The organism is Niabella insulisoli (genome assembly GCF_039652435.2).
Taxonomy (GTDB): domain Bacteria; phylum Bacteroidota; class Bacteroidia; order Chitinophagales; family Chitinophagaceae; genus Niabella; species Niabella insulamsoli.
The window spans coordinates 3738543-3764939 of sequence record NZ_CP190246.1; the positions used below are offsets into that span (position 1 = coordinate 3738543).

The 26397-nt window shown below is 45.3% G+C and carries 24 protein-coding genes, 1 tRNA gene and 2 riboswitches; of the genes, 12 read left to right on the forward strand and 13 right to left on the reverse strand.

All coding sequences use genetic code 11. From position 1 onward, the window contains the following. Window positions 1–3: 3 nt before the first annotated feature. The gene (dnaB, locus tag ABDK00_RS15695) at window positions 4–1608 is read right to left on the reverse strand and encodes a replicative DNA helicase (protein ID WP_346236394.1); all 1605 of its coding nucleotides are present in this window, start codon (window positions 1606–1608) and stop codon (window positions 4–6) included. A 424-nt stretch (window positions 1609–2032) separates the two neighbouring features. Here dnaB and ABDK00_RS15700 point away from each other — a divergent pair, with 424 nt between their 5' ends. The 5 genes from ABDK00_RS15700 to rny all read left to right on the forward strand — a co-directional run bounded on the left by ABDK00_RS15700 (window position 2033) and on the right by rny (window position 8165). Then, complete coding sequence (locus ABDK00_RS15700) at window positions 2033–3280, forward strand: serpin family protein (protein ID WP_346236393.1); 1248 nt, start codon at window positions 2033–2035, stop codon at window positions 3278–3280. Window positions 3281–3396: 116 nt separating this feature from the next. Continuing rightward, complete coding sequence (gene pheT / locus ABDK00_RS15705) at window positions 3397–5823, forward strand: phenylalanine--tRNA ligase subunit beta (protein WP_346236392.1); 2427 nt, start codon at window positions 3397–3399, stop codon at window positions 5821–5823. A gap of 12 nt (window positions 5824–5835) precedes the next feature. Beyond that, window positions 5836–6126 carry a hypothetical protein gene (locus ABDK00_RS15710; RefSeq protein WP_346236391.1) on the forward strand — a complete coding sequence of 97 codons (291 nt, stop codon included), beginning with the start codon at window positions 5836–5838 and terminating at the stop codon, window positions 6124–6126. An 11-nt stretch (window positions 6127–6137) separates the two neighbouring features. Further along, window positions 6138–6428 carry a cell division protein ZapA gene (locus ABDK00_RS15715; protein WP_346236389.1) on the forward strand — a complete coding sequence of 97 codons (291 nt, stop codon included), beginning with the start codon at window positions 6138–6140 and terminating at the stop codon, window positions 6426–6428. A gap of 162 nt (window positions 6429–6590) precedes the next feature. Further along, window positions 6591–8165 (forward strand): ribonuclease Y, encoded by a 1575-nt coding sequence (gene rny, locus ABDK00_RS15720; RefSeq protein WP_346236387.1) that lies wholly within the window; start codon window positions 6591–6593, stop codon window positions 8163–8165. A gap of 148 nt (window positions 8166–8313) precedes the next feature. Here rny and ABDK00_RS15725 read toward each other — a convergent pair whose 3' ends face one another. Beyond that, window positions 8314–9465, reverse strand: coding sequence for a hypothetical protein (locus ABDK00_RS15725; protein ID WP_346236385.1), 1152 nt, complete (start codon window positions 9463–9465; stop codon window positions 8314–8316). Between the two features lie 108 nt (window positions 9466–9573). Between ABDK00_RS15725 and ABDK00_RS15730 the strand changes: the two genes are divergently transcribed. From ABDK00_RS15730 to ABDK00_RS15750, 5 genes are all read left to right on the forward strand, one after another. After that, window positions 9574–10815 carry a multidrug effflux MFS transporter gene (locus ABDK00_RS15730; RefSeq protein ID WP_346236384.1) on the forward strand — a complete coding sequence of 414 codons (1242 nt, stop codon included), beginning with the start codon at window positions 9574–9576 and terminating at the stop codon, window positions 10813–10815. A gap of 71 nt (window positions 10816–10886) precedes the next feature. Continuing rightward, on the forward strand, window positions 10887–11270 hold the full coding sequence (gene rplS, locus ABDK00_RS15735) for a 50S ribosomal protein L19 (RefSeq protein WP_346236382.1): 384 nt from the start codon (window positions 10887–10889) through the stop codon (window positions 11268–11270). Window positions 11271–11426: 156 nt separating this feature from the next. Beyond that, window positions 11427–11642, forward strand: a complete 216-nt coding sequence (locus ABDK00_RS15740; RefSeq protein WP_346236381.1) for a twin-arginine translocase TatA/TatE family subunit — start codon at window positions 11427–11429, stop codon at window positions 11640–11642. Between the two features lie 44 nt (window positions 11643–11686). After that, complete coding sequence (gene gatA / locus ABDK00_RS15745; protein WP_346236380.1) at window positions 11687–13108, forward strand: Asp-tRNA(Asn)/Glu-tRNA(Gln) amidotransferase subunit GatA; 1422 nt, start codon at window positions 11687–11689, stop codon at window positions 13106–13108. Between the two features lie 81 nt (window positions 13109–13189). Then, window positions 13190–14242: a lytic transglycosylase domain-containing protein gene (locus tag ABDK00_RS15750; protein WP_346236378.1), complete on the forward strand. Its 1053-nt coding sequence runs from the start codon at window positions 13190–13192 to the stop codon at window positions 14240–14242. Between the two features lie 419 nt (window positions 14243–14661). On the opposite strand, the gene ABDK00_RS15755 is transcribed toward ABDK00_RS15750, so the two are convergent. From ABDK00_RS15755 to ABDK00_RS15770, 4 genes are all read right to left on the reverse strand, one after another. Continuing rightward, window positions 14662–15492: an energy transducer TonB gene (locus ABDK00_RS15755; protein WP_346236376.1), complete on the reverse strand. Its 831-nt coding sequence runs from the start codon at window positions 15490–15492 to the stop codon at window positions 14662–14664. Between the two features lie 66 nt (window positions 15493–15558). Continuing rightward, a complete protein-coding gene (locus ABDK00_RS15760; protein WP_346236375.1) occupies window positions 15559–16188 on the reverse strand; it encodes a biopolymer transporter ExbD in 630 nt (209 codons plus the stop codon). Window positions 16189–16215: 27 nt separating this feature from the next. After that, window positions 16216–16863: a biopolymer transporter ExbD gene (locus tag ABDK00_RS15765; protein WP_346236374.1), complete on the reverse strand. Its 648-nt coding sequence runs from the start codon at window positions 16861–16863 to the stop codon at window positions 16216–16218. A gap of 69 nt (window positions 16864–16932) precedes the next feature. Then, window positions 16933–17790 carry a MotA/TolQ/ExbB proton channel family protein gene (locus tag ABDK00_RS15770; protein ID WP_346236373.1) on the reverse strand — a complete coding sequence of 286 codons (858 nt, stop codon included), beginning with the start codon at window positions 17788–17790 and terminating at the stop codon, window positions 16933–16935. Between the two features lie 332 nt (window positions 17791–18122). Between ABDK00_RS15770 and tpx the strand changes: the two genes are divergently transcribed. Then, on the forward strand, window positions 18123–18620 hold the full coding sequence (gene tpx / locus ABDK00_RS15775; RefSeq protein ID WP_346236372.1) for a thiol peroxidase: 498 nt from the start codon (window positions 18123–18125) through the stop codon (window positions 18618–18620). A 257-nt stretch (window positions 18621–18877) separates the two neighbouring features. On the opposite strand, the gene ABDK00_RS15780 is transcribed toward tpx, so the two are convergent. Next, window positions 18878–18952 (reverse strand) — tRNA-Arg (locus ABDK00_RS15780). A gap of 141 nt (window positions 18953–19093) precedes the next feature. Here ABDK00_RS15780 and ABDK00_RS15785 point away from each other — a divergent pair. Further along, complete coding sequence (locus ABDK00_RS15785) at window positions 19094–19894, forward strand: DUF6496 domain-containing protein (protein ID WP_346236371.1); 801 nt, start codon at window positions 19094–19096, stop codon at window positions 19892–19894. 70 nt (window positions 19895–19964) lie between these two features. On the opposite strand, the gene ABDK00_RS15790 is transcribed toward ABDK00_RS15785, so the two are convergent. From ABDK00_RS15790 to ABDK00_RS15815, 6 genes are all read right to left on the reverse strand, one after another. Then, complete coding sequence (locus ABDK00_RS15790; protein WP_346236370.1) at window positions 19965–21269, reverse strand: voltage-gated chloride channel family protein; 1305 nt, start codon at window positions 21267–21269, stop codon at window positions 19965–19967. Window positions 21270–21295: 26 nt separating this feature from the next. Beyond that, window positions 21296–21369, reverse strand: a riboswitch (Fluoride riboswitch). 31 nt (window positions 21370–21400) lie between these two features. Next, window positions 21401–21982 (reverse strand): MarC family protein, encoded by a 582-nt coding sequence (locus ABDK00_RS15795; protein ID WP_346236369.1) that lies wholly within the window; start codon window positions 21980–21982, stop codon window positions 21401–21403. A 90-nt stretch (window positions 21983–22072) separates the two neighbouring features. After that, window positions 22073–24028: a TonB-dependent receptor plug domain-containing protein gene (locus ABDK00_RS15800; RefSeq protein ID WP_346236368.1), complete on the reverse strand. Its 1956-nt coding sequence runs from the start codon at window positions 24026–24028 to the stop codon at window positions 22073–22075. Window positions 24029–24128: 100 nt separating this feature from the next. Next, window positions 24129–24339: riboswitch (cobalamin riboswitch) on the reverse strand. A 124-nt stretch (window positions 24340–24463) separates the two neighbouring features. After that, complete coding sequence (locus ABDK00_RS15805) at window positions 24464–24964, reverse strand: YeeE/YedE family protein (RefSeq protein ID WP_346236367.1); 501 nt, start codon at window positions 24962–24964, stop codon at window positions 24464–24466. Beyond that, window positions 24961–25527, reverse strand: coding sequence for a YeeE/YedE family protein (locus ABDK00_RS15810; RefSeq protein ID WP_346236366.1), 567 nt, complete (start codon window positions 25525–25527; stop codon window positions 24961–24963). The genes ABDK00_RS15805 and ABDK00_RS15810 overlap by 4 nt, the downstream gene beginning before the upstream one ends. Window positions 25528–25539: 12 nt before the next feature. After that, window positions 25540–26346: a sulfite exporter TauE/SafE family protein gene (locus ABDK00_RS15815; protein ID WP_346236365.1), complete on the reverse strand. Its 807-nt coding sequence runs from the start codon at window positions 26344–26346 to the stop codon at window positions 25540–25542. Window positions 26347–26397 lie beyond the last annotated feature (51 nt).

Here is a 26397-nt window from a genome sequence, read left to right on the forward strand (position 1 = left end):
TATCTAAAACGGCGCTTCATCCAGCTCGTCATCGCTCATATTATTCATCTTGCTTTGCGCCTGAAATAAGCGCGCGCCGCCACCGTCCGCATCGTCATTAACAGGGCGCCAGGTACCGCCACCCAAGCCGATAGCGTTGTAAGGATCGTCGTCCCAGGTTACAAATTTTTGAATATGAAGTAATGCTTTCAGCCTGATTGTTTCCAGCGAACCATTCCGGTGTTTGGCAATCTTCACTTCCGTCAGTCCCTTCTGGTCTTCGCCTTCAGAATTAGTATTCATGTCGTAATAATCGGGGCGATATAAAAACATAACCATATCGGCATCCTGCTCAATCGCTCCCGATTCACGCAGATCGCTTAACTGCGGAACACGGCTTCCATCTTTAGTGCCTCTTTGTTCCACAGCCCGGCTCAGCTGCGACAGGGCAATGATGGGGATGTTTAATTCTTTGGCCAGGCCTTTCAGGTTGCGGCTGATGGTACTGATTTCCTGTTCCCGGTTGCCGTTGCGGTTGTCGCCAGCGCCGCTCATCAATTGCAGGTAATCGATGATCACCATGCCGATATTGTGTTTATTTTTAAGCTTCCGGCATTTGGCGCGCAATTCAAAAATATTCAGCGCCGCCGTATCGTCGATAAAAAGAGGCGCCTGGGATAATCGTTGAATGCCTTTGGTATAAAGCTGCTTCATTTCATGCTCCTCCATTTTACCACGGGCAATTTTTTCGAGCATTATTTCGCTTTCCGCCGATAACACCCGCTGCACCAATTGTGCAGCGCTCATCTCGAGCGAGAAGAAAGCCACCGGCGTGGGCTTGGCGGGATTCATAATAGCATTGCGCGCCAAGTTTAGGGCGAATGCGGTTTTACCTACGGCGGGCCTTGCCGCTAATATGATCAAATCGCTGTTTTGCCATCCATAGGTCACTTTGTCCAATGGCTTAAAGCCGCTGGTAACGCCCGTTACATCCTCATTTCGATGCCGCAGGTCTTCAATCCGTTTAATTGTATCCACCAACACCGAGTCTATAGACTGCATGGTGCTCTTCATGTGGGAGTTGGTTATCTCAAACAACTTCGATTCGGCATCATCCAACAAATCAAACACATCGGCGCTGTCTTCGTACGCATCTGTCAGAATTTCACCGCTGATCCGGATGAGTTCGCGCTGTATAAATTTTTGCATGATGATCCGCGCATGCGATTCCACGTTGGCGGCCGACACGACAGTGTTCGTTAGTTTGGTAACATAGTAAGGGCCTCCCACCATTTCAAGCTCTTCTTTCATGCGTAGCTCTTCCACCACCGTAAGAATATCGATGGGCTGGCTTTTGTTAGCCAGGGATTGTATGGCGCGGAAGATGCGCTGATGCGCATCAACATAAAAGCATTCCGGGTTTCGAATGGTTTCAATAACGGCATCAAAAGCGCCTTTCTCCAACATGATAGCGCCGAGCACCGCTTCTTCCAGTTCGCGGGCCTGGGGCGGCACTTTACCGTAAACCATTGTTCCCAAATCAACCGCACTGCCCGATCTTCTTTTCTGCCCTCCCGGATTCCCTGGCCGGCCAGGCTTTCTGTCTTTATTTAGATTTATTGGATCCATTGTTCAATTCAAACGATAAAAAGTCCTGTCAGTAAATTTTACCAACGATTCGATGGGTGCAATCCTACTTGTAATTGTGTTAAAAAAATTAGTTGAGGTCCACTAACCCGTTAAATCAAAGGGCGAATTTAGATCGTAAAACCTGACGAAAAAAATCTTTATTTTCAAACAAGTTCTGTACATCAAAAGGCAGGTTATACACATTTCAAAGTGTGCGGGACTACACCTGCTCGACTGCCTTCCGGCAAACTTCAAAAAAATCCCTCGCCTGTTGCGAAAAGTTTTTTACATACGTCTTAATCATTAACTACCAAAATATAATCATGAAATGTAGCATAAGAAAATATTCATTTTCATACCCGGTACGATGAATATTTTCTCCCTGCGGAATTCCATGTGACCAATAAAATCAATAAAATAACACATGAAAAAAATAACGCTTAACTTGCTGGTTGTAACTTTAACACTATTGTCTACAAGTTGCGGCAAACAAAATATACCAGACGAAACAGAAAAGCGCCAGCAATCTAATGTTCAGCACCCTATCGAACTCGCTGCACCCATCGCTAATGCCTTTACTGATTTTTCTTTCTATTTTTTCAAAAACCTTCAGACCGAACAAAAGACGGAGGATAATATTTTTGTATCCCCGCTAAGCCTTCATATCGCGCTGGGCATGCTGGTAAATGGCGCGGAAGCGACAACCAAGTCAGAGATTATGAAAGCGTTGAAGTCCGACCATCTCTCTCAAACAGAACTAAACGATGCTTATAAAAAGCTGCTGAACGAACTTCCAAAGGCTGATCCGCTGGTAAAACTCGCATTGGCGAACGCCATTTTCTATAAAAATGATTTTAATGTTGAAGCTCCTTTTTTAAATACCATGAAAAGCAGCTTTAATGCGCAAATTACTGGTTTACCTTTTGTTCCAGATGATCTGACCACCATTAATAAATGGGCCAGCGATAACACTAATGGCAAAATCCCCAAAGTGCTGAATCAGTTAGATCCTGCGCTGGTAATGCTTCTAATGAATGTGCTCTATTTTAAAGGCGACTGGCGTTCAAAATTTGACAAAGCCAACACTACAGATCAACCATTTTACCTGGAAGACGGTACACAAAAAACAGTAAAAATGATGAAGAACCAAAAAGATACGTTCCGTCTTGCAACTGGTGATAATTTTAGCGCTCTTCAAATGCCTTATGGCAATGGCCAGTTTTGCGCAACACTTTTGCTTCCCAAAGAAGGAAAAACTATCGCCTCAGTATTAAACGAATTAGATGCGGTAAAATGGAGCCAGCTACAATCCAATTTTGTCACCAGTAAAGTGGAAGTAGGCTTACCAAAATTTAAATTAGAGCAGGAGTTTAAATTAAATAATACACTTGAAAAAATGGGTATGGTTAAAGCTTTTTATCCCGCAGCTGAACTACAGGGCATCAATAAAACCGCCCCGCTAAAAGTAGATTTCGTAAAACAAAACACGTTTGCGGCTGTTGACGAAGTAGGAACCGAGGCGGCGGCCGTTACGACCATTGGCATTGAATACACCAGTGTCAACCCCAATCCGCCGCAGTTCATCTGCAACCGGCCTTTTGCATTCATCATCAGTGAAAAAACCTCGAATACCATTTTATTTATGGGCCGCCTGATGAACCCGCAGGATTAACCGATTTCCTACCTGTAAGAAAATCTTAACTTCCTCGTTAAATTGAGGGAGTTTTTAACAATCCTTCACTCATTTTTACTTATTATCTTCGCCGCTCACAAATTTTAGACATACAAATGACCATTTCTTACAATTGGCTGAGCGAGTACCTCCCCGAACCAGTGCAGCCCGAAAGGCTAAGCCAGATTTTAACTTCGATAGGATTAGAAGTAGAAGGAACCGAATATTACGAATCGCATAAAGGCGGGTTGAAAGGACTTGTGGTGGGCGAAGTATTAACCTGCGACAAACATCCCAACGCCGACAAACTGAAATTAACAACCGTCAACATCGGCAGGGAAGCGCCTTTGCGCATCGTTTGTGGCGCGCCTAATGTGGCTGCAGGCCAAAAAGTAATCGTGGCGCCGGTAGGCACTACAATTTACCCTATGGGCGGGGAAGCCCTGACAATGAAAACGGCAAAAATCAGGGGCGAAGAAAGCCAGGGCATGATTTGCGCTGAGGATGAGATCGGAACAGGAACGTCGCATGACGGCATCCTGGTGTTGCCCGATAACCTTAAGCCCGGCACGCCGGCTTCAGATATTTTTAATATCTATACCGATACTATTTTTGAAATTGGCCTGACGCCCAATCGTATGGATGCCATGAGCCACTGGGGCGTAGCGCGTGATGTCTCCGCCTTTTTAGCGCATCACGATAAGAAAAAAGGCGGCGCCAAATTGCCGGAAACCAAATCCCTCCCAATTTTCAAAGGAAAAAATCCCATAACCGTGACGGTTGAAAATAGCGAGGCCTGCCCGCGCTACAGCGGCATTTGCATCAATGATGTAACCATTCAGCCGAGCCCCGAATGGCTTCAGCATAAGCTGAAAGCGATCGGTGTGAAATCGATCAACAACCTGGTTGATATTACTAATTTTATTCTTCACGAAACAGGCCAGCCGCTCCACGCTTTTGATGCCGACCGGATAGCGGGCCAAAAGGTGATTGTAAAAAATCTGCCGCAGGGCACCACCTTTATCACACTCGATGAAAAAGAGCGAAAGCTGAATGGGAATGATTTGATGATATGCGATGCTGAAGGCGGCATGTGTATCGGCGGCGTGTATGGCGGGCAAAACAGTGGTGTTACCGCTGCCACAAAAAACATTTTTTTGGAAAGCGCCTGCTTCGATCCGGTTACTATCCGGCGCACTTCTTTTGCACATGGGCTGCGCACCGATGCCGCTACGCGGTTTGAGAAGGGCACCGACATTTCGGCAACGGTGAATGTTTTAAAACGCGCCACCAGCCTTATTTTAGAGCTTTGTGGTGGAAAAATCGCTTCGGGTATTATCGATATCTATCCCGAGGAAAAACCGAAAACAACCGTCACTTTCAAATATCATTACCTTAAAAAGTTAAGCGGTAAAAATTATCACCCGGATGCCGTCAAAAACATCCTTATGGGCCTGGGTTTTGAGATCACAAAAGAAGATATCGATTCACTAACGGTAGGCGTACCTTATCATAAACCAGATATTAGCTTACCCGCCGATATCGTGGAAGAAATTTTACGTATTGACGGGCTGGACAATGTTCCCATCCCAACTTCCATCTCCCTGACTCCGGCGATTGAGGAAAACCGGCATTCCGAATTGCTAAAAGAAAAAGTGGCGAATTATTTAACGGGGCTTGGATTTAACGAAACATTGACCAACTCGATCACTAATAAGGCATATTTTAGTGAAGCCGAGTTGGCTAGCGTGGTGCAGATGAAAAATAATCTGAGTGCAGAGCTAAATATTATGCGCCCGCAAATGCTTGAAACAGGACTTGAGATTGTGGCGCACAACCTAAACCGGAAAAATGAAAATCTCCGGCTTTTTGAATATGGAAGGACCTACCAGGTTGACGGCAACGGAAACTTTCAGGAGCCCGAACATATTTGCCTCTACCTCACCGGCAACAAACACGCGGATAGCTGGAAGCAGAAAGGAACGCCTAATGATTTTTTTACGCTGAAAGGCGTCGCGACAAAAATTTTAGCATTAGCGGGGATCAACACGATCACATTTGAAGAATTGGATATACCAACTTTACAATATGGATTAAGCATAAATGCCGGGCCCGACGAAATCGGCCGGTTGGGCCTGGTTAGCTCCAAAATGCTCGCCCGGTTCGATATCAGGCAGCCTGTGTTTTTTGCCGACCTGAACTGGAATTTGCTGGAAGCAAAATCGAAAGCACGCAAAGTGCAATTCAGGCCTATTTCAAAATTCCCTTCGGTTCAAAGAGATATCGCCATCGTTATCTCGAGGGATGTAAAATATGCTGAAGTGGAAGCCGAGGTTAAAAAAGTAAACCTTAAAAAATTGCAGTCCGTTCAACTGTTTGATGTGTTTGAAAGCGAAAAATTAGGAGCGGATAAAAAATCAGTCGCGCTAAATTTTACGTTTTTAGATGAAGAAAAAACGCTAACAGACAGTGAAATAGACGGCTGGATGAAAAAAATAACGCAGCAGTTAGAACGAGCATTACAGGCAGAAGTCAGAAAGTAAAACCCAACTATTATGTCGCAGGCTCTGGAAGATAAAATAAAAGCCATTCAGGAAAAGTTGCAATTGCTGGCGAAGCAATACGCCACCATTCAGAAAGAAAATGCTTCTTTGAAAAATGCGCTGGCGGAGGCAAAAGCCCAGGCTGCCGCTGCCGCTCAGTCCGCCGATAAGCTGCAACATCAGCTCGACGCAAAAAAATACAGTGGCGCATTGATGGACGCTTCAGAGAAAAAGGCTTTTGAAAAGAAGATCAACGGCTATATCAAGGAAATAGATAAGTGTATCGCATTGCTTAACGTTTAGAAATCCCACCGATGGAACAGAACCTGATCCCCGCAAATATTAACATCGCAGACCGCATTTACCGCGTGCAAATGTCACCCGACGAAGAACAAACCGTGCGGCAGTCGGTAAAGATCATCAATGATAAAATCGTGGAATTTAAAACCCGCATACCCGGAAAAGACATGCAGGATTATATTTCAATGGTATTGGTGTGGTTTGTAACCGAAAGCAGCAACAAAAATGTTTCTATTGCAGATGAAAGCCATTTGCTAAAAAAGTTGCAGCAAATTGAATCGCTGATCGACGCAGAATTGAAATAATTTTCGCTTCCCGCGCCCGCTCACGATTTAATGCACAAGCTTGCTCCTCCAAATCCCAAATTTATTTTTATCTTCGCCCACTACCCAACCCAATGGCTGGGTATTTTTTTGAAACATATTGATTTGTAGAACCTTTTTCGCAAGAAAAATAAATGAATTTTAATGGATCCCATAATAATCACAGTAATCGCGGCGGCGATAGCCCTTGTTGCGGGCATTGCAGCTGGTAAACTAATTTTCGCAAAAAACACACAACAAAAAATTGATGACGCTGAATTAAGAGCAAAAAACATTGTAAGAGAGGCCGAACTAACGGCCGAAAACATCAGGAAAGAAAAAGAACTTCAGGCTAAAGAAAAATTTGTAGCATTAAAATCAGCACACGACAAAGAAATTAACGAACGCAACCGCAAGCTGGCCGAAAGCGAAAACCGCATTAAACAAAAAGAGCAATCCTTAGGCCAGAAAGAATCGAACCTGGAGAAGCAGGTAAAAGACAACGACGTCATCAAGGAGAACCTCAATAAGCAGATCGACGTTGTCAACAAGAAAAGAACGGAGCTCGAAAAGCACCAGGAAGAGCATATCCGCCGGCTTGAAAAGATCGCCAACCTTACCGCCGAAGAGGCCAAAATACAATTAGTGGAGAGCCTCAAAAACGAAGCTCACACGCAGGCGATCGGCATGCAGCAGGAAATTATTGATGATGCGAAACAAAAAGCCAATAAAGAGGCCCGTAAAATAATCATCCAAACCATACAGCGCACCGCCGCCGAACAGGCCATTGAAAACGCCATCACAGTTTTCAATCTCGAAAGCGATGAAATTAAAGGGCAGATCATTGGCCGCGAAGGGCGCAATATCCGCGCACTGGAAGCCGCCACCGGCGTCGACCTGATCGTGGACGACACCCCCGAAGCGATTTTGCTGTCCTGCTTTGACCCGTTGCGCCGGGAGATTGCCCGCTTGAGCCTGCAGCGCCTTGTTACCGACGGCCGCATCCACCCCGCGCGGATTGAAGAAGTGGTAGAAAAGACCCGCAAACAAATCGAAGAGCAGGTAATGGAAATCGGGGAGCGCACGGTGATTGATTTGGGTATTCACGGCCTTCACAAAGAACTGGTAAGAATGGTGGGCCGCATGCGCTACCGCTCCTCTTATGGCCAGAACCTTTTAATGCACAGCCGCGAAACCGCCAATCTTTGCGCTACGATGGCTGCCGAACTGGGTATGAACCACAACATGACCAAACTCGCCAAGCGCGCGGGTTTACTGCATGATATTGGCAAAGTTCCTGATGAAGAAAGCGAATTGAGCCATGCGCTTTTAGGCGCCAAGCTGGCCGAAAAATATGGCGAGAACCCGGCGGTTGTCAACGCTATTGGAGCCCACCACGACGAGACCGAAATGCAATATGTTATTTCACCAATCATCCAGGCCTGCGATGCCATCAGCGGCGCGCGTCCGGGTGCGCGCAGAGAGATTATGCAGCAATACCTGCAGCGGATCAAAGATCTCGAAAACCTGGCCACCAGCTACCAGGGTGTTGAAAAGGCTTACGCCATCCAGGCGGGGCGTGAACTGCGGGTAATCGTTGAGTCGGATAAAGTAACCGATCAGGACAGTGATAAATTGTCGTTTGAAATTGCTCAAAAAATTCAGACGGAAATGACCTTCCCCGGACAAATTAAAGTAACGGTGATTAGGGAGAAAAGAGCAGTAAATGTAGCGAGATAAAATATCAAAAAAATACGCTAAGCAGCCGGTTTCTTTTATGAGGCCGGCTGTTGTGCTTCTATCATCAAATTTGCGTCGCACTCTTCAGCGTCTTTGCACATCTCACCATCTGCTCTCAGCGAATTTCAGATATTTCTTTATTCGTGCGCTAGCTCAGCTCCTTTCCCAAACGCAGCATTTCATTTTCCAACAGCAACGCCAGATAGTAAGCGTCCGAACGATAAAAAAAGTTGGTAACGCGGCTTTTCACAAAAAATCCTTTGATCGGATTAGGGAAAACAGAAGTCATGTTGGCGACAAAAAAATAAAACGATGCTAGATCCTTCTTTGAAGGAATAATGCGCAGGCCCTGCTTCGCACCCAATTTTAGTAGGGATGTTTGCAGCAAAATCCGCTCCATATCATTTCCTGTAACACGCCATTGGCGCTGAAGATCTTCGATCAATAAGGGTTTAAGCGGTTGCAACAGCGGATGGGTTTCGTGCGCCGCCACCAGCCTCGCCAGATGGTATAGGATGATACTTCGGTTTTGATAGTGCGGCGACACGAAGGCCGCCCGCTTTAGGTGTTCGTCGCGCTTGACCATGCTGGTCATCAGCTCGAGCGTGGCGCTATCATAACGGTTTAACGGCAGTTGTTCATCCAACACAAACCTCATGGCGTTCGCCTGCACACAGATATCGAAATCGACCGGCATATTTTTACCAAACCAGGTAGAATAAGCCGGAAAGCCTTTATACCTCTTCAATGTGTTGCGCACCCTGCGTTTGCGCCCATTTGCGTTTTCAGCCATCAATTGCCTGACAATCGCTCTAAGGCTGTCGCTGATACCGGTTGACAGGTAGAGGATGGCCGTATCATCCAGATCATCGGGAATAATGTATTTTTTTCTCGATGAAAAATACCTGCTGTTGGGAAAATGACGCGACGGGTTCGTCTGCCAGAAATTATAGACAGGACGGCCGTCCTTATTTTGATAACGGCCATAATTGACCACTGCTTTTTGCGTGATCGCGTCAACGATGGCGCGGTTTTTTTCATTTAGTTGCGAGCGGATGCTCTTTAGCGTCCAAACAATCAGCCCGGTGAAAAAAATATTATCATCCTCCCTCGACGGGCGCGGCAGAGAGCGGTAAATACGTTGAGAAGGAAACATCCCGGCCTCATAAAAATCAGTCTGCTGTGCGGTTTGCAGGGCAGCTATTTCTTTAATCAAAGAATTGGCATACGCGTTTTGTGCCCCGGCCTTTGGACACCATTCCCATAAAAACAATAATAAAACAATTGCCAACCTTCCCATTTCTTTTTTGTTTATCCAGTGTTCGTGCAAATGTAAACTTCGCAGCTTTTTTGCGTTAATTTCGCCGCCTCAATGATACAACATTGCCTGCCCTAAACAGTATTTAACATGAAGGGTAATAATAATTTTTTCAAGATATTCATTTTAGGGCTGCTTTCCGCAATCGGCCCTTTTTCCATTGACATGTATCTGCCGGGCTTTCCCAATATCGCTAAAGAGCTCCATACAGATGTAAGTAATGTTTCGCTCACGCTATCCAGCTTTTTTATTGGCATTTCGGCGGGCCAGCTGCTATATGGGCCCCTGCTCGACAAGTACGGCCGTAAAAAACCCCTTTATTTCGGCCTTGTTTTATATATCGCCGCTTCGCTGGGATGTGCGTTTTCCACTTCAGTGATGATGTTGATCGTCTGCCGGTTTTTACAGGCGCTCGGCGGTTGTGCGGGCATGGTAGCTTCGCGGGCGATGGTGCGGGATATGTTTGACGTAAAAGACAATGCCAAAGTTTTTTCGTTGCTCATGCTGGTAATTGGCGTGTCGCCCATTATTGCCCCTACTTTGGGAGGCTATGTTGCTGCTACCCTGGGTTGGCGCTATGTGTTTGGCATGCTGTTGCTTATAGGCCTGGGCATTTTATTGTTATGCGTTTTCAAACTGCCCGAAAGCAAGAAACCCGCCGCAGGTTATTCGCTGGCGCCGGGTTTTATCCTTAGAAAATTCGGAGATGTTTTTCGCGAACCCCAGTTTGTTATTTACACTTTTACCAGCGCTTTTACCGCCGCCGGGCTTTATGCGTACATTGCGGGCTCCCCTCACGTTTTTATGGAAATATTTGGGGCAAGTGAAAAAACCTATGGCCTCATTTTCTCAATTATTGCCGCGGCGCTGGTGGTAGCTACTCAAATTAACGCGCAGATCCTGAAGTTTACGTCCAGTCGTAAAATCATTCCGGTAGCGATCGCCTTTCAAAGTGTCGCCGGCATTTTACTGGTGTTAGGTTTTGCCAATAATTGGTGGGGCATGACGAGCAGTATTGTGCTTTGCAGCGTTTTTCTGGCATGCCAGGGATTCACATTTCCCAACGCCTCTGCCCTGGCGCTGGCGCCTTTCGAGCAAAATGCCGGCAGCGCTTCTGCACTAATCGGCTGTATTCAGATGGCTGTAGGAACGCTATCGTCGGCGTTGGTTAGTATTTTCCATAATCAAACGGCGGTTCCGCTGGGCTTTGTGATGGCTTTTTGCGCGATAACAGCGTTGACAATTTTGCTCACAGGAAAGGGTATTGTGCGGTATAGAGCAAAAAAGGCGGAGGTCGAAAAAAGTTCGATGGACATGCTGGGAGACGTTTAAGAAAAAGTTTTTGAAGTTCTTCCAATTTAAAAATTTTCTCCCTACCTTTGCAGTCCTTAAAAATTTAAGTTATGAGCAGCGCGATAGCTTTCGTACACGAGCAACTGACACAGACAAAAAAGTTCCCGGCTTTTAAAGCAGGTGATAATATTACTGTAAACTATAGAATTATAGAAGGAAATAAAGAGCGTATCCAGTCTTTCAAAGGCGACGTGATTAAAAAACAAGGCAGCGGTCACACAGCGACTTTTACCGTTAGAAAAATTTCAGACGGTATCGGCGTAGAAAGATTGTTCCCTTTCACTTCTCCTAATATCGACTCGATCGTATTGCACAAAGTTGGCCAGGTGCGCAGGGCGAAATTATTTTACCAAAGAGAAAGAAGTGGTAAAAGCGCTCGTATCCGCGAAAAACGCATGGCGGTTTCAGCCAAAAAAGTGGCTCAGCCGGCGTAAATCTATATTTGAAATAATTACTGAATCCCGCAACATCCTGCGGGATTTTTTTGTTAAAATAAGGCGAGCGTTGCCTGAAGAATGTGATTTTTTAGCGAAGTGGCGCATCCAAGTTTGAATCATTCTCGTATCTTTGAATACTAATTTTTATTTTTTATGACACAAGTTCAATTATTAGGCGCGTTGGGTACTAACGAAATTATCATCATCATGGTGATTGTATTGCTTTTATTCGGAGGCCGCAAAATTCCAGAATTGATGAGAGGTTTAGGAAAAGGTGTACGTGAATTCAACGATGCTAAAGACAATGTGAAAAAGGAAATCGAGGAAAGCGCAAATACAATTACCAGCGAACCCAAAAGAGCTGAATAACTTTCTTATCTGCCCATTTTACTGACTTACAAAAGCCAAACCTTTTGCCAGAATTTGTTTCTATTGCCCACTTTCATCAACAACTAAAAGAAGGGCATACTACCTGCATAGCAACAGTAGCAGACTATCTTCAAAAAATAACTGAAAAGGCCCATTTGAACGCCTTCATTGAAGTTTACGCCGAAGAGGCGATGCAGCGGGCAAAAGAGTTAGATAATTCTGCGGCACCTTATGGAAAACTCCATGGTGTTGTTATAGGCTTGAAAGATGTTATTTGCCATAAGGGGCACGGCCTGAGCGCTGCGTCCAAAATTCTGCAAAATTTCACTTCTATCTTTTCCGCAACCGCGGTAGAACGCTTGCTCGCAGAAGGCGCTATCATTATTGGAAGACTGAATTGCGATGAATTTGCGATGGGCTCTACCAACGAAAATTCAGCGTATGGCAAAGTGCTGAACGCCGCGGATGAAACCCGTATTTCAGGCGGTTCTTCGGGCGGATCTGCGGTCGCTGTTCAGGCGGGCCTTTGTATGGCTTCTTTAGGCACCGACACAGGCGGCTCTGTGAGGCAACCGGCAGATTTTTGCGGGATTGTCGGACTGAAGCCTACCTATGGACGCATTTCGCGCTATGGCCTCATCGCTTATGCATCGTCCTTTGATCAGATCGGAATTTTTGCTACCACCATTCCGGACACCGCTCTGCTTTTAGAAGTGATGGCCGGCGCTGATGATTTTGACAGCACGGTTTCCACCCAACCGGTTCCTGCTTATTCGCAAATGCTCGAATCGGATAAAAAGTATAAAATCGCTTACTTCCCCGAAGCGCTTTCCCATCCCGGTTTAGATCCTGCGATAGCCGCGGCAATCAATGGCCAGCTTGAGCAATGGGCGTCTGAAGGCCACTCGGTAGAGGAGGTTTCTTTTGATCTGTTAGATTATATTGTTCCGGCTTATTATATTCTTACGACGGCCGAAGCCACTTCCAACCTTTCCCGTTATGACGGCGTAAAATATGGATACCGCTCTTCCGATAAGGCAAATGACCTGGAAGCATTCTACAAACAAACACGCTCCGAAGGCTTTGGCTGGGAAGTGAAACGCCGGATTATGTTAGGCAATTTTGTCCTCAGCTCCGGCTATTATGATGCTTATTTTACCCAGGCCCAAAAAGTTAGGCGAATTTTAACAAATAAGCTTTCGTTGATTTTCAACGATTTCGACTTTCTATGCCTCCCCAGCGCCCCGTCTGTCGCCTTTAAAATCGGCGAAAAAATGGAGGACCCGGTAGCGATGTATATCGCTGATATTTACACGGTTATCGCCAATCTTACCGGTATTCCCGGCATATCTCTTCCCCTGTTTACCCACCCCGACAATAAAATGCCGTTTGGGCTGCAGCTCATGGCGTCTCAGTTTAATGAGCTATCTTTGCTTTCTTTTTGTAACAATATTTTAAAGCGTTAAGCGTTATTATAAATTCATCAACTACCAAACTCCCATACTAAAACTTAAATTGACCCATTTTTAAAAACATTTTTACAACGAATGATTAATAAAAAGCCGGCAGTGAAGCATTATGGAATGGTTGTTCTTCTTTCTTCGCTTACACTCACTTCTTTTGCTCAGATCAGCCCTTTAGCTGCTGTTTCAACCAACGTAAGCAAAACCGCTGAGGTCGTTAAAAAAGCAGATCCTAAGAACGGATTTAAAAACCTTGTAGACGTTTCTGCGTCCTCGGCAAAAGCCAGCACTTTAGGCGGCGTAAGCATGGAGCACCTTAATCCGCAAGCTTTAAGTTTTGTTCAGGATTATATTGAAAGGCATGCTGCTGATCTCAAGGAATTGGAAACCTGGGGCAAACCTTATTTCGATATGATGGACGACGTGTTGACACAGCATCATATTCCCAAGCAATTAAAATATCTCGCTGTCATCGAATCAAATTTAAAAGCATCGGCTACTTCCTGGGTGGGCGCTGTTGGCCCCTGGCAGTTTATGCCGGCGACGGCCCGCACGATGGGACTTCATGTTAGCCGCCGGGTAGATGAACGCCGCGACTATTTAAAGAGCACCAAAGCCGCCAGCAAATACCTGAATTATTTATTTGATATATATGAAGACTGGTTATTGGTAGTAGCCGCTTACAACTGTGGGCCAGGCCGTGTAAATTCTGCTATAGCGAAAGCCGGGTCCAGCAATTTTTGGAAGCTGCAATATTATCTGCCAACAGAAAGCCGTAATCACGTAAAGAAATTCATTGCCACCCATTATATTATGGAAGGCCAGGGCGGTATTACAACCGTTACGAAGGAAAAGGCTCTTGCAATGATGGCAACGGTAAAAGACGAAACAACGCATACTGACCTTAAGGTACAAACGATCAGCGGCCGTTATAATTCTAAAGCTGTTGTAAAACATTTAGGCATGACGGTTGATGAATTTTTGAGCTTTAACCCAAATATGGACAAAGTGCTTGCTTCTAATTCGACCTATCAGCTTAAACTTCCGGTTGACAAGATGGAAATCTTTCTTTCCAAGAAGAACGAGATGCTGAACGAATCGATTCAAATGCTCATCAATCCTGAGTACAGAAATTAATCTTTTTAAAAGCCTGTTTGAACTTGTTGATTAAATTTTAAACGGGTGCTACTTATTCCGATATTCTTAAATCGCCTTCAAAGGCGATTTTTTTTGCCGGTACTGTGCCGAAAGTAGCGCGGTAAACAGACACGGCGAAATTCCCGCCAACCCATACTTGCTTTTGATCATACTAATTGAAGAAGAATTTGTTTTGTATTAATAAGCGCATAAAAAAGTCCGCTCTCGTAATGCGCTATCGCGCTAAACCCTTCAACATGCTATTGACTGGCTTTCTACTGCTACAAATAAGTTCGCGCACAGTAGTCAGACTAAGACCCAATACATAGCTCCGTAAGAAAAGTTATTACCTAAAATTCCTTCTGTCATAAAAAAACCCGTCGTAAAGACGGGTTTAAGTACTGCATTTTAAAAATACCTTATTGATCCTGAACCAAGAATGTGATAGGCTGCTTACGGTAGGCTTTTACCTCTCTACCATTTTGAATGGCGGGGTTCCATTTACCTGACCTTTTAATTACCCTCATGGCTTCCTGCTCCATGCCAAAACCTTGTTTGGTCAAAGCTTTCACGTCGCTTACATTTCCGGCAACATCCACCACAAACTGGATTACTACGGTGTATTGCCCGGGAGAAGCGCCGTTATCAACCGCTACCTGCCCGTCAAGATTTCTTTCAAGGAAAGAACGCCAGTTACCAGGATATTTTGCCTCAACTTCTACTTTGGTAAAAACTTCAGGCTCTTTTTCAACCGGTTTTGCTTCTACCAAGCCTTTACCGGCATCTACAGCCGCAGGCGGTGTCACAATCCCGATATCTTTAATACCTTCCTGGTTGATCGTACCGATTTTGGTTTCTTTCAGTTCCTCCACAGCGGGTGGCGGTTCTTTCACTTCCTCATCTTTTACGATTTTCGGAGGTGTAAATTGCTTCATTTCAATTTTGGGAGGTGGCGCCTGCTTGGGCGGCGGCGGAGGTGGTGGCGGAGGTGGTTCCTCCGGCTTTTCCTGCTCGATCTGCTGGATCGTTACCTCGTTGATCTTCACAGCCTCAGAATCCTCTTTGCTTTTCAGCTGGCTCTTTAGATAGATGCCTCCTGCAATAACCGCAAAGCCAAGGATCGTAAAACCCAACGCCATGATCAAACGCTTCCTGTAGCTTCTGCGAAGCTCGTAAGCCCCGTAGGACTTATTACGGCCTTCGAACAGCAGATCGAGGAAGTCGGTGCTTAAAATTTTATTGGCTTCCATTGTTCTTTTAATTTTTTAATAATAAGATGCTGCGCCTTTGATTTTTCACAAGGCACACCATCAATTTTATTGCGCCGCAGGTGCAGCAGGCGCTGTACCCTGCGAAGCGTTAATCAGATCTTTCTCCGTATCAAACGGATCAATCAAAGCGTAACGAGCGACCTTGTTAATCGTCATTTCATCTAACAAATCAATAACGTTTTTGTAGTTCGCATCTTCGGTTGGCTTGATCAACACAAAGAAGTCTTTCTGACGGCAATCTGCCGGATCTTTTCCATCCTGAATTGCCTTCGACTCACAAGCGGCATCTTTTACATAAGCTGCTTCTACTTGTCTTTTTTTCTTTATGATGGCTTCTCTGACGTCTTTAAAGTTGGTAGACTGAAAATTGCTGCCATCCGGCGCCAACTCTCCTTCGTAGTAAAAGAGGTTGTTGTCTTTACCTACCATAATGGTAAGAGCGCCCGATTGCTTCACTTTCGTTTGGTCTTCCTCATTTTTATTATCCTTCGGCATGTTGAGGTCCATGGTAGTTGGAGAGCTCATAGTCGCCGTGAAAATAAAGAATGTGATCAGCAGAAAACCCAAATCCACCATCGGTGTCATGTCAACACGCGTACTTAGCTTTTTGGCTTTCTTTACGCCGCGGCCTTTTTTATGACCACCGCCGTCGCCGCCGGTATCTAAACTTGCCATAACTAAAAATTAGGTTTAAATTAAAAATTACTGGTTTCTTTCTCTCCACAACTCGGTTCCTTCAGGCGCACCTTCAGGCATCGTAACGAGATTGTACTTCTGCTCATCGTTGCGTTTCAATGCATCAATGACCGCTTCAAACGCGGGATATTTCGATACATTGTCCCCTTTGATCAGGTATTTAAGCGGCTTACCCGCAAAAACCGTACGTGTGGCGGCAATCCAATAATACAACTCATTATTAGCTGAGTCTTTTACCGGGATGCCTTCCTGCGCATATTTCTTCTTCTCATCATTTGGCATGGCTAAAAAAGCTCCCAGCTTATTGAATGGTACACCGATCATATCTCCGGGAAAATAATTAGCCGCCTGGGCATCCGTTACCGGAATATTCCTGGCCTGAGCCGCGCCTTTGATAATGTCAATGGCTGCTTGTTTGTCATTCTGAGTCATGATGGAGAAATAAACCTTGTCATCTTTGTCAATGCTTATCATTACCGCATCATTCTCTGGCAATTTTTGAGAAGAAACTGAATTGGGTGTTACGATGGGAACTGCCTCATCTGGCTTGAACTTCGTAGCCATGATAAAGAACGACAGAATCAGGAACGCAACGTCCACGAAGGGCGTCATGTCCGTATCGGTCGACTTTCTTGCTATTTGAACTTTAGGCATTTTTTAAAATTTTGATATATGACGAATTAATTCGGATTTTCCATAAACTTTATTCGCCTTCCCTGTTACTTATTTATACAGAGAAGCGAAAGATTGAGTTAATGTAAATCCTGATTCATCAATACCATAAGTAATGCTGTCAATTCTTGTAGTAAGCATGTTGTAGAAAATCAACGCTAAAGCTGAAGTACCGATACCCAAAGCCGTGTTGTAAAGGGCCTCAGAAATACCTACCGCAAGAGCTGAAGAATCTCCACCGCCTCCGCTGCTACCAAGTGCTGCGAACGAACGAATCATACCCATTACCGTACCCAACAGGGCGATAAGCGTTGCACCCGAAACGATGGTAGAAAGGAATACCAGATTTTTTTGAAGCATAGGCAGCTCAAGCGCTGTAGCTTCTTCTACCTCTTTTTGAATAGCAGCCACTTTCTGCTCTGTTTCGAGCCCTGGCTCAGTGATCATTTCTTTGTAACGGCGCAAACCTGCTTTCATTACATTACCAACAGATCCTTTTTGTTTGTCGCACTCCGCGATTGCCGCATCTACATTTTTATTTGCAAGATGATACTGCACTTTGCGAACGAAATTGTTGATGTTACCTTTTCCAAGAGCTTTACCAATCGTCAAAAATCTTTCTATAGCAAACACGATTGTCATAAATAATGTACCGATCAAAAGAGGTACGATGATACCACCTTCATAAATCGCATTGAACGCTCCTTTTGGACCTTTGTGATGCGGCCAAAATCCACCCGCCTCATCAGGGATGTCAAAGCCTGCCGGATTACCCATTCCGAACCTCCAAACACAATAACCCAAAATAATACATAAAAGTGGGGCAAGCCACGAGATAGCGTTACCGCTCTTTTTGGGTTGCACAGATGTTGTTGCTGCCGCTACCGGCTTCGCTTGATTTTCAGCCATGATCTTAGTTTTTTTAGTTTTTTAAATATTAAAGCTTATGAAATAGATTACAATTCTAACAAAAAAAAATTTATAACAAAATTTTTCGCCGTTATTTTTTTCTCATTTTAGCAGCGCCTGCTTTTCGTTCATTCCTCCAATTTGCGCCGGACAAGCCGCCGTTTTAAAACTTATAAATCAGGTTTTGATCGCAGATGATGTTTTTCAATTTGCATGAATGTAAGAAACTTATTGCGAATCCGATTCCATTCGCCCGAATTTATTTGAAACAAATTAACCAATACTTTTGTATTACAACCAGATATTTTAATTAATCAAAAAAAATAAAAAACATGGCGGACATTACTTTGAAAGGAAATAAGATACATACGTCGGGCCAACTGCCCGAGCAGGGAAGCGCACTGAAAGATTTTACGTTGGTGAAAGACGACCTTAGTGAAAAGAGCCTTGCGGATTATAAAGGACGCCGGATTGTGCTGAATATTTTTCCCAGCGTCGATACAGGCGTTTGCGCTGCGTCGGTTAGGAAGTTTAACCAGGAAGCCAGCGCTTTGGAAAACACCGTGGTGATCAACGTGTCGAAAGATTTACCATTTGCACTAAAGCGTTTCTGCGCCGCCGAAGGCCTTACCAACGTGGAAACCTTATCAGATTTCCGCGGCAGCTTTGGCGCCGATTATGGCGTAACGATCGAAGCTTCGGGAATGAAGGGTTTGCTGAGCCGGGCGGTTATAGTTGCCGACGAAAACGGAAAAGTTGTGTACACGGAACAGGTGCCTGAGATTACACAAGAGCCCAATTATGAAGCGGCCCTTGCTGCGCTGAAATAATTTGAAAACGAACTAAAAGTGAAATAGAAAACCCGGCGCGTAAAGTTGCCGGTTTTTTTGTGTGATTAATATAACACCTCCCGGAAAAGGGTTGTGAGCTCGGTCGGCTGCGGCAAGCAGTTGATTTTATTTGTGGCCTCGCCCAGAATCCCCGTCCGACTGGTCATCCGGGCGGGGAACCGGGATCTGGAGCTTCGCAAGCGCTCATATTACTTTGATAATTTCGCTGGAAATCGGCGGCAAGCAGTTGTTTTTATTGGTGGCCTCGCCCAGAATCGAACTGGGATCTGGAGCTTCGGAAACTCTTATACTATCCATTGTACTACGAGGCCCTTGTTTCGCGGGTGGCAAAATTAGGTTAAAAGATCTAAATGACCTGACTATAGTTATAGTCTTTTAACAACCGGTTTATATGGTATGCTTTTTGGAACATTCAAAATAATAATCATATCTACATCATTAAATTCTTCATCATGGCAAAGTATTCAAAGGCGGCGTCGAAATCGGTGAAAACTGCGATGCGCAAAATGAAAAAAGGCAAATTAACTTCCGGAAACTCCAATAAAAAGGTCACTTCCAAAAAACAGGCAGTGGCCATCGGTTTATCTGAAGCGCGGGAAAAAGGCGCCAAAGTACCAGCTAAAAAAGCGGCGCCTAAAAAGAAAGCTGCGCCGAAGAAAACAGCGGCAAAAAAGACCGCGGCAAAGAAAACGGCCCCGAAAAAGTCGGCCGCTAAATCAACCGCGAAAAAAACTGCTGCGAAAAAAACTGCTGCGAAAAAAGCGCCCGCTAAAAAGGCTGCCGCTAAGAAAACTGCTCCCAAAAAAGCCGCAGCAAAGAAGGCCGCAGCAAAGAAAAGCGCTCCCAAAAAAGCCGCAGCTAAATCAGCCCCTAAGAAAAAAAGTGCTGCAAAGAAGAGCGCTCCCGCGAAGAAAAAATCCGGATCAAAGAAACCAACCGCATCCAAAAAAACGGCCTCTACTTCAAAAGCAAAGATGCCCGGAGAAACCTCCGATACAGGAGAATTTCAAGACAGAGATAGCAACACGCAGTCTGACACTGCCATCACGAACAATGATATTAATAACGATATAACTCCTGAAGCGCAGGAAGATGTGGCAGTTTTCTCGGGGAGCCGGCCCGAGCAGCGTTGGATGCCGGAAGATTTGAAGGCCACGCCACATGACCCTTTCCACGGTAATACCAATCCTTCGAAGGCCAAAACATCAGTGAAGCCATCAGGGAAAAAGCCACTTTGGGACTCGCGAAAATAAACTACAGTAAAACAATTCTTGTTTCTATATAAGCAATCCCGGAGGCAACACTTCGGGATTTTTGTTGGGCTTAAAGATCCTGAAAAATCTTTCCAGCATCTTTTGTAAACCGCTCATTTTTTACCTCGCCGATCATTTGTCCCTGGTAAATACTATGATGCCCCGACATCAAATAGGCAATCACACAGGCCAATCCGACGTACACACCACATGCGGCGCCGAATAGTTCTATTCCCATTATCGTGCAGGCCAAGGGCGTATTGGTGGCGCCTGCAAAAACGGCAACGAACCCCATCCCCGCCAGCAAGGCCGTAGGCAATGGAAGCAGCCAGGACAGTGCGCTACCCAGCGTAGCCCCGATAAAAAACAACGGCGTTACTTCCCCGCCTTTAAATCCTGCCGACAAAGTAATTACCGTAAAAGCTATCTTCAATAAAAACACGTCTGCTGTTAGCTGCTGATCAAAGGCTTTGAGAATACCCGGGATACCAAGCCCTAAATATTCATTCGTGCCGAGGAGATATGTCAACGCGATAATGATAACGCCGCCAACCACCGGCCTTAACGGCGCAGATGAAATTACTGATTTAAAAAAACCTGTCAGGCGATGCAACAGCTGGCTAAACAGCGCCGCACAACATCCAAAACAAACGCCGGCCACGGCTATATAAAAAATGGCAGATGGCGACACAGCAGGCACCAATGGAATGTGATAGTGTGTATGGCCAACCTGCCACCATCTGGTAACGAGGTCGGCAACAATTGCGGCCGCAAACGCAGGAAGAATGGCGTTGTAGCGCAAGCGCCCGATAAAGAAAACCTCCAGTCCGAAGATAGCGCCCGCCAGCGGCGTTCCAAACACGGAACCAAATCCTGCCGCCACAGCAGCAATGAGCAACACACTTCTATCTTCCGGCTTCAGGCGAAAAGGCTTTGCAAACTGATCAGCGACAGCGCCCGCCATTTGTATTGCCGTGCCCTCCCGGCCTGCCGACCCTCCGAAGAGATGTGTCAGGATCGTTCCGCAATACACAAAAACACCCATTTTCAATGGTATTTTCGCATCCGGACGCCTGATATTTTTTAGCAATAGATTATTTCCTCCTTCCACATCTTTTCCAAAGCGATGATAACTCCAGCCGATCAGCCAACCTGCCAAAGGCAGCAACCAAAGGATCCATGTATGCTCACTTCGGAACGAGGTCGCCCAGTTAAGGGAGGCCAAAAAGCCGGCTGATGCCGATCCGATAAAAACGCCGATCAGGCTACACAGCAGCAGCCATTTCCCCAAGTAAGGAAGCCCCGGATATTTATTGAAAAAACGAGAGATGGTTTGGATAAAATGGGGAGCAGATGACGGGACGCGCTTAGACATAATTCTCCTGATTAAAATTTTTATTTTATTAATCAGGCGTCATCAGCCTCGCCGGAGCGAAGGCGGTTGGGTAAGGAAGAACACCATTTCCTTTTTGTGTGCCACAAATGTATCGAATTATACATTAATAATTAATGATCTAAAAGGCCGGCCGCATTGGCCGCAAATATTTTGACTGAAATAGCAAGAAGTATGACCCCAAAAAACTTCCGGATTGCCATTAGGCCGCTCGGCCCCAATAGCCGCGAAATGCCACTGAGCGATTTCAAAACCCCATAAATAAAAATGAGGTTTAAAATAATGGCAATCAAAATAGTTTGCACTTCGTAGTTCGCCTTTAAAGACATAATGGTCGTCAATGTTCCTGATCCCGCGATCAGCGGGAAGGCCAGCGGCACCAGCGTGGAAGCTTTTACATCGCCGTCCGATTTAAAAAACTCGATACCTAAAACCATTTCCAGTCCGAGAATAAAGATCACGATCGAGCCTGCCACGGCAAAGGATTTCACATCCAACCCTAAAATATTCAGGATCGGATCTCCCAAAAATAAAAACAGGATCATCAAAGCGCCGGCAATCAGCGTTACGCGCAATTCGCGAATGCCGCCCGCTTTGTTTTTAATGGAAATAAGAATGGGAACCGAGCCAATAATATCGATGATAGCAAAAAGCGTAAAGGCAACGGTTAATATACCCTTGTAGCTAAAACTCATAGCACCCGCGGTTTTTAATTAAAAAGTGCTACGAATATATGCCATTGTTTTTTGCTATCCCGCAGGTTCTGAAAATATAAATACCCCCTGTTAAAGCGAGACACTAACGCCCGCGTTCATATTAAACGCCCTGCTGTTATATCCGTAAACATCGAAATATTTCTGATTGGTGATATTGCGAAAATCAACAAACAGCTTTGCCTTCTTTTTAACGAGGTAAGATGCGTAAAAATTCAACAAATAATAATGCGGCATGGGATCGGGGCCACCCACATCATAAGGGCCGGCCATGCGCTCCCCGATAAACCGGAAAGAGGGAATCAATAAAAGATTTTCGGCCGGGTTAATGGTAAGGGCGCTGTTGACAGTAAACTCGGGGCGGCGAAACAAATTGCGGGTTTTCACATCATTGCTGATGCCTTCCCCGTTGATATACGTGAAATTCGTCCGCCATTGTCCCCAACGGCTTAGCGCGACATCGCTTTCGATCTCAAAGCCGTAATCTTTCTGTTCATCTCTGTTGATATACATCGACCGGAAGGTTTCCGGGTCAGTGTAATAAACAATCAGATCCTTTATGTCGCGCTTAAACGCTACCAACCGGAATGAATTTTTATTATCGTTCGTGAACGACTGCAGGCCTATTTCATAATTCATGCTTTTCTCCGGCTTTAGCTGCCGGTTGCCGCTTTCACTATAAAGTTGATAAAGAGATGGCACATTAAAACCACTTGAAATATTGACAAAGACCTTCGTAAGCTCGTTTACATTATAAGACGGGTTGAATGTAAATGTGGCGTTATTTCCATAGATATTATGGCGGTTAAAACGGCCGCCGAGCTCCACATTAAAGCCGTTCAAATCCGTGAGCAGGAAAGATCCGTAGGCAGCGAAGTAATTGGCGCGCGCCGAATCGCCGCTTACGGGCAATGCATCGTAAGGGCCATAGTTAGAGATGCTTTTATAGCTCTGTGTGGTTTTTTGATGATTATATTGAAGGCCGAACACCGCAGCTACCTGGCGCGAGAAACTGTGATTGGCGTACAAGTCGGTTACGTAAGACCGGCCTGTATAATCTGCGTCGGACCAGATGGTGTAAAACGAAGCTTCGGGATTTAGTCTCAATCCGCCCACATCCAAACTATCATCAGTGTATTTTCTTTTTGAGTTGATGATGCTTTGTATCAGATGAATTTGGGTTCGCTGCCTTTTATAATCGACGCGGATGCTGTTCACAAAATTTCGAGAATTGGCCGTCGCATCATTGTCGTCGACATACGCGCCTGCGTCGGCGTCGGCCGTGTAATCGCTGAAATTACTGGTAACATTTGCCGACAACGAACCGCTAAACTGATACCCGACCTGTGCATTAAAGCTATTTTGCCGCAAACCGTCTTTGTCAAAATTTTGGTTGCCGATGCTGTCATGCGCGGCCGAAAAACCGTCTGTTGTCAACCTGTTATAAGCCAGGTTATAACTAAACTTGTCTATGGCACCGTTTAAACCGGCGGAAAGATTGAGCGTGTTATACGTACCATACGCGGCTTTAACGGTGGGTGTTATTTTCTTTTTCCCGCCTTTTTTGGTAATGATATTCACCACGCCGGCAACCGCACTGCTGCCCCAGAGTGTGCTCTGCGCGCCCTTCAGTATTTCGATGCGCTCGATATGCTCAGGATTGATATTGTTCAGGTCATATACGTTCGTAATAAAGGAAGGATCCTGCAAAGGCACGCCATCCATTAAAATCAAAGTGTTGCCGGTAGCGGCGCCGCGCAGGTAAAGTTCCTGGTTGCTGCCCGGAGCGTTGTTGGCGCCTACTGTAAAAATACCAGCGTATTGATTCAATATTTCGGTGAAGGATTTGCCCTGGTTGTTCTGCAAAGTAGCCTGGTCGATAACGATAACTACTTTACCGGTTTGAGACTGTTTTTGCTCCGTTCTTGAAGCTGTTACGATCACTTCATCAAGATCCTTGGCTGGTTGCTGAGCTTGTACTGTGCCATAAACAATGACAGCAGCCAACGCTAAAATTCTTTTTTTCACTTTACATGAATTTTAAAGATGACTGCTTTCGGAAATAAATGATGGAAACATAGCGGCACGCGCCGGCTACATTCCTTCGCCTTTCACCCGAAAGCTTTGAATGATAATGATGATTGAGGCAGGTCTTCTGGCTCAGGACAAACTTTAAAACCTTCCCATTCGCATATAGCGGAACAGTGGACTATTTTTAAAGCTTCTTATCTCGAAAAAGACAAGATCCTTTACAGCTACGGGGATAGCGCCGGGTTTTCACCGGACTTCCCTTTTAATTCTTTGCAAAATGCATTGAAACCAAAATCGGCGCGAAAGTAATGAAATAGATTAAGTTTGTTGCAGCATGAACCTGCGCACGACAAAAATTATTGTACACCTGCTTGGCTGGATGTGCTTCGCCGGCCTGATCGTGGCCTTTTTAAACAACGATTTCAGATGCTATTAATGGGGCAGTTTATCTCTCAGGTATCCATACACCCAGGTGCCGGCAATGGCGCTTAATAAAACAATGATTACAACCAGGAAGCCTGTTCCGATTTGCGCGAAAAGCGGCCCGGGGCAGGCGCCTGTCATTGCCCATCCCATGCCAAACAACAAACCACCATAGATCTGGCCTTTGTGAAATCGTTTTGGCGAGAAAGTAACCGGCCGGCCTTCCAGGGTTTTGACATTGCATTTTTTAATCAAAAAAACAGACAAGGCACCGACGATGACCGCGCTGCCAATTACGCCATACATATGAAAGCTTTGAAACCGGAACATTTCCTGTATGCGAAACCAGGAAATAATCTCAGCTTTGACGAAAACAATTCCAAACAATATCCCAACAAACATATATTTAAGATTACCCGAGAACGAATGTCCCGCAACCTGCATGGGGTCGTCATTCTCAACAGCAACTTCTCCATTGGGGATGGTATTTTTAGTTTGTGTGTTGCTCATTTTAAACTTAGTATTAAAGGAAGTAAAAAGTTGGCCGTAATCAATCCGCCGATCATAAAACAACAGGTGGCAACTAAAGAAGGCCATTGAAGATTGCTCAATCCCATTATCGCGTGTCCGCTGGTACATCCGCCGGCATAACGTGTTCCAAAACCCACCAAAAATCCGCCAACAACGAGTAATATAAATCCGCGCGGAGAAAGCAACCCCTGCCAGCTAAAAATTTCAACCGGCAATAATCCCTGCCGGTTGCTAATAGTATAGTTGTTCAATTCCGCTGCCAGGGCCGGCGCTATCTCAACCGGCGCGGGGTCTGACAACCACTGCGCGGCGACAATTCCTCCTACCAGAATACCGGCCACGAAAAATAAATTCCAGCTTTCCTTTTTCCAATCATAATTGAAAAAGGGAATCCTCCCCGGAAAGCAAGCGGCGCAAATATGCCTTAGGTTGGCAGAGATTCCAAAATGCCTGTTCCCCAGCAGCAACAGCGCCGGAACGGTCAAGCCAATTAAAGGGCCCGCGATATACCAGGGCCAGGGTTGCTTCATCAATGCTACCATATTACGAAACGTTTAAGATTGCCTTTGCGCGACCGCTTTGATAATTTCCTGGATCACAATAATCATTCCCATGATCAAAACGAACCACCCGAAGCCTTTTTTCAATAGTCTTTTATCCAGGTTTCGGCTAAGCGCCAACCCTATAAAAATACCCAAAATAGCAACACCCGTAATCGTAAGCAGCAAGGCCCAGTTCATGGTGTGGTGCGTTACGTCGTCAGCAAAACCCACAAAACTGTTAATGGTGATAATCACCAGGGAGGTTCCCACTGCGCGTTTAATAGGAATACGCAGTAAAATGATCAGTGCCGGCGTCAATAAGAATCCGCCGCCAGCGCCTAACAGCCCCGTTACGAGGCCCACGATAACGCCATAAAATAAGATCTCAATCACGCCGGCCTTTCTGATGCCTGTTTTCAGGCCTTCTGTTTCGTTTTTGATCATGGGAACAGAAGACAAGATCATCAGGCTGGCAAACATTAACATCATCATGGTAGACACCGACACTTTATGTCCGGCTACGAGAACTTGCTCGGGGAGATTGGGAATGATAAAATGCCGCACGCAAAAAACCGTCGCCATCGATAAGCTGCCAAAAAGAAAGGCTGTTTTCAATTCTACATTGTTTTGCCTGAAATTTCCGGCCGCGCCTACGAGGCTCGTTAGTCCGACGATAAATAAAGAATAAGAAGTGGCTAAGACGGGCGAAACGCCAAAAAGATAAACCAGGATGGGCACCGTTAAAATGGAGCCGCCACCGCCCACCAGCCCCAAGGACAAACCAATAAACAATGCCGCTATGTATCCAAGAACCTCCATCAATATTACAAATATCAATAATTTAAGTAGTCTTTGGATATTTCTTTATCT

Excerpts from the sequence above, each read along its gene's own strand:
- ABDK00_RS15805 (WP_346236367.1), bottom strand. The coding sequence starts at position 24,964 with ATGAGCAACACACAAACTAAAAATACCATCCCCAATGGAGAAGTTGCT.
- ABDK00_RS15790 (WP_346236370.1), bottom strand. The coding sequence starts at position 21,269 with ATGTCTAAGCGCGTCCCGTCATCTGCTCCCCATTTTATCCAAACCATC.
- rplS (WP_346236382.1), top strand. The coding sequence starts at position 10,887 with ATGAGCAGCGCGATAGCTTTCGTACACGAGCAACTGACACAGACAAAA.
- ABDK00_RS15725 (WP_346236385.1), bottom strand. The coding sequence starts at position 9,465 with ATGGGAAGGTTGGCAATTGTTTTATTATTGTTTTTATGGGAATGGTGT.
- ABDK00_RS15700 (WP_346236393.1), top strand. The coding sequence starts at position 2,033 with ATGAAAAAAATAACGCTTAACTTGCTGGTTGTAACTTTAACACTATTG.
- ABDK00_RS15765 (WP_346236374.1), bottom strand. The coding sequence starts at position 16,863 with ATGCCTAAAGTTCAAATAGCAAGAAAGTCGACCGATACGGACATGACG.
- ABDK00_RS15730 (WP_346236384.1), top strand. The coding sequence starts at position 9,574 with ATGAAGGGTAATAATAATTTTTTCAAGATATTCATTTTAGGGCTGCTT.
- dnaB (WP_346236394.1), bottom strand. The coding sequence starts at position 1,608 with ATGGATCCAATAAATCTAAATAAAGACAGAAAGCCTGGCCGGCCAGGG.
- ABDK00_RS15760 (WP_346236375.1), bottom strand. The coding sequence starts at position 16,188 with ATGGCAAGTTTAGATACCGGCGGCGACGGCGGTGGTCATAAAAAAGGC.
- ABDK00_RS15810 (WP_346236366.1), bottom strand. The coding sequence starts at position 25,527 with ATGGTAGCATTGATGAAGCAACCCTGGCCCTGGTATATCGCGGGCCCT.
- rny (WP_346236387.1), top strand. The coding sequence starts at position 6,591 with ATGGATCCCATAATAATCACAGTAATCGCGGCGGCGATAGCCCTTGTT.
- ABDK00_RS15715 (WP_346236389.1), top strand. The coding sequence starts at position 6,138 with ATGGAACAGAACCTGATCCCCGCAAATATTAACATCGCAGACCGCATT.
- ABDK00_RS15740 (WP_346236381.1), top strand. The coding sequence starts at position 11,427 with ATGACACAAGTTCAATTATTAGGCGCGTTGGGTACTAACGAAATTATC.
- ABDK00_RS15750 (WP_346236378.1), top strand. The coding sequence starts at position 13,190 with ATGATTAATAAAAAGCCGGCAGTGAAGCATTATGGAATGGTTGTTCTT.
- ABDK00_RS15755 (WP_346236376.1), bottom strand. The coding sequence starts at position 15,492 with ATGGAAGCCAATAAAATTTTAAGCACCGACTTCCTCGATCTGCTGTTC.
- pheT (WP_346236392.1), top strand. The coding sequence starts at position 3,397 with ATGACCATTTCTTACAATTGGCTGAGCGAGTACCTCCCCGAACCAGTG.
- ABDK00_RS15710 (WP_346236391.1), top strand. The coding sequence starts at position 5,836 with ATGTCGCAGGCTCTGGAAGATAAAATAAAAGCCATTCAGGAAAAGTTG.
- ABDK00_RS15795 (WP_346236369.1), bottom strand. The coding sequence starts at position 21,982 with ATGAGTTTTAGCTACAAGGGTATATTAACCGTTGCCTTTACGCTTTTT.
- tpx (WP_346236372.1), top strand. The coding sequence starts at position 18,123 with ATGGCGGACATTACTTTGAAAGGAAATAAGATACATACGTCGGGCCAA.
- ABDK00_RS15770 (WP_346236373.1), bottom strand. The coding sequence starts at position 17,790 with ATGGCTGAAAATCAAGCGAAGCCGGTAGCGGCAGCAACAACATCTGTG.
- ABDK00_RS15815 (WP_346236365.1), bottom strand. The coding sequence starts at position 26,346 with ATGGAGGTTCTTGGATACATAGCGGCATTGTTTATTGGTTTGTCCTTG.
- ABDK00_RS15785 (WP_346236371.1), top strand. The coding sequence starts at position 19,094 with ATGGCAAAGTATTCAAAGGCGGCGTCGAAATCGGTGAAAACTGCGATG.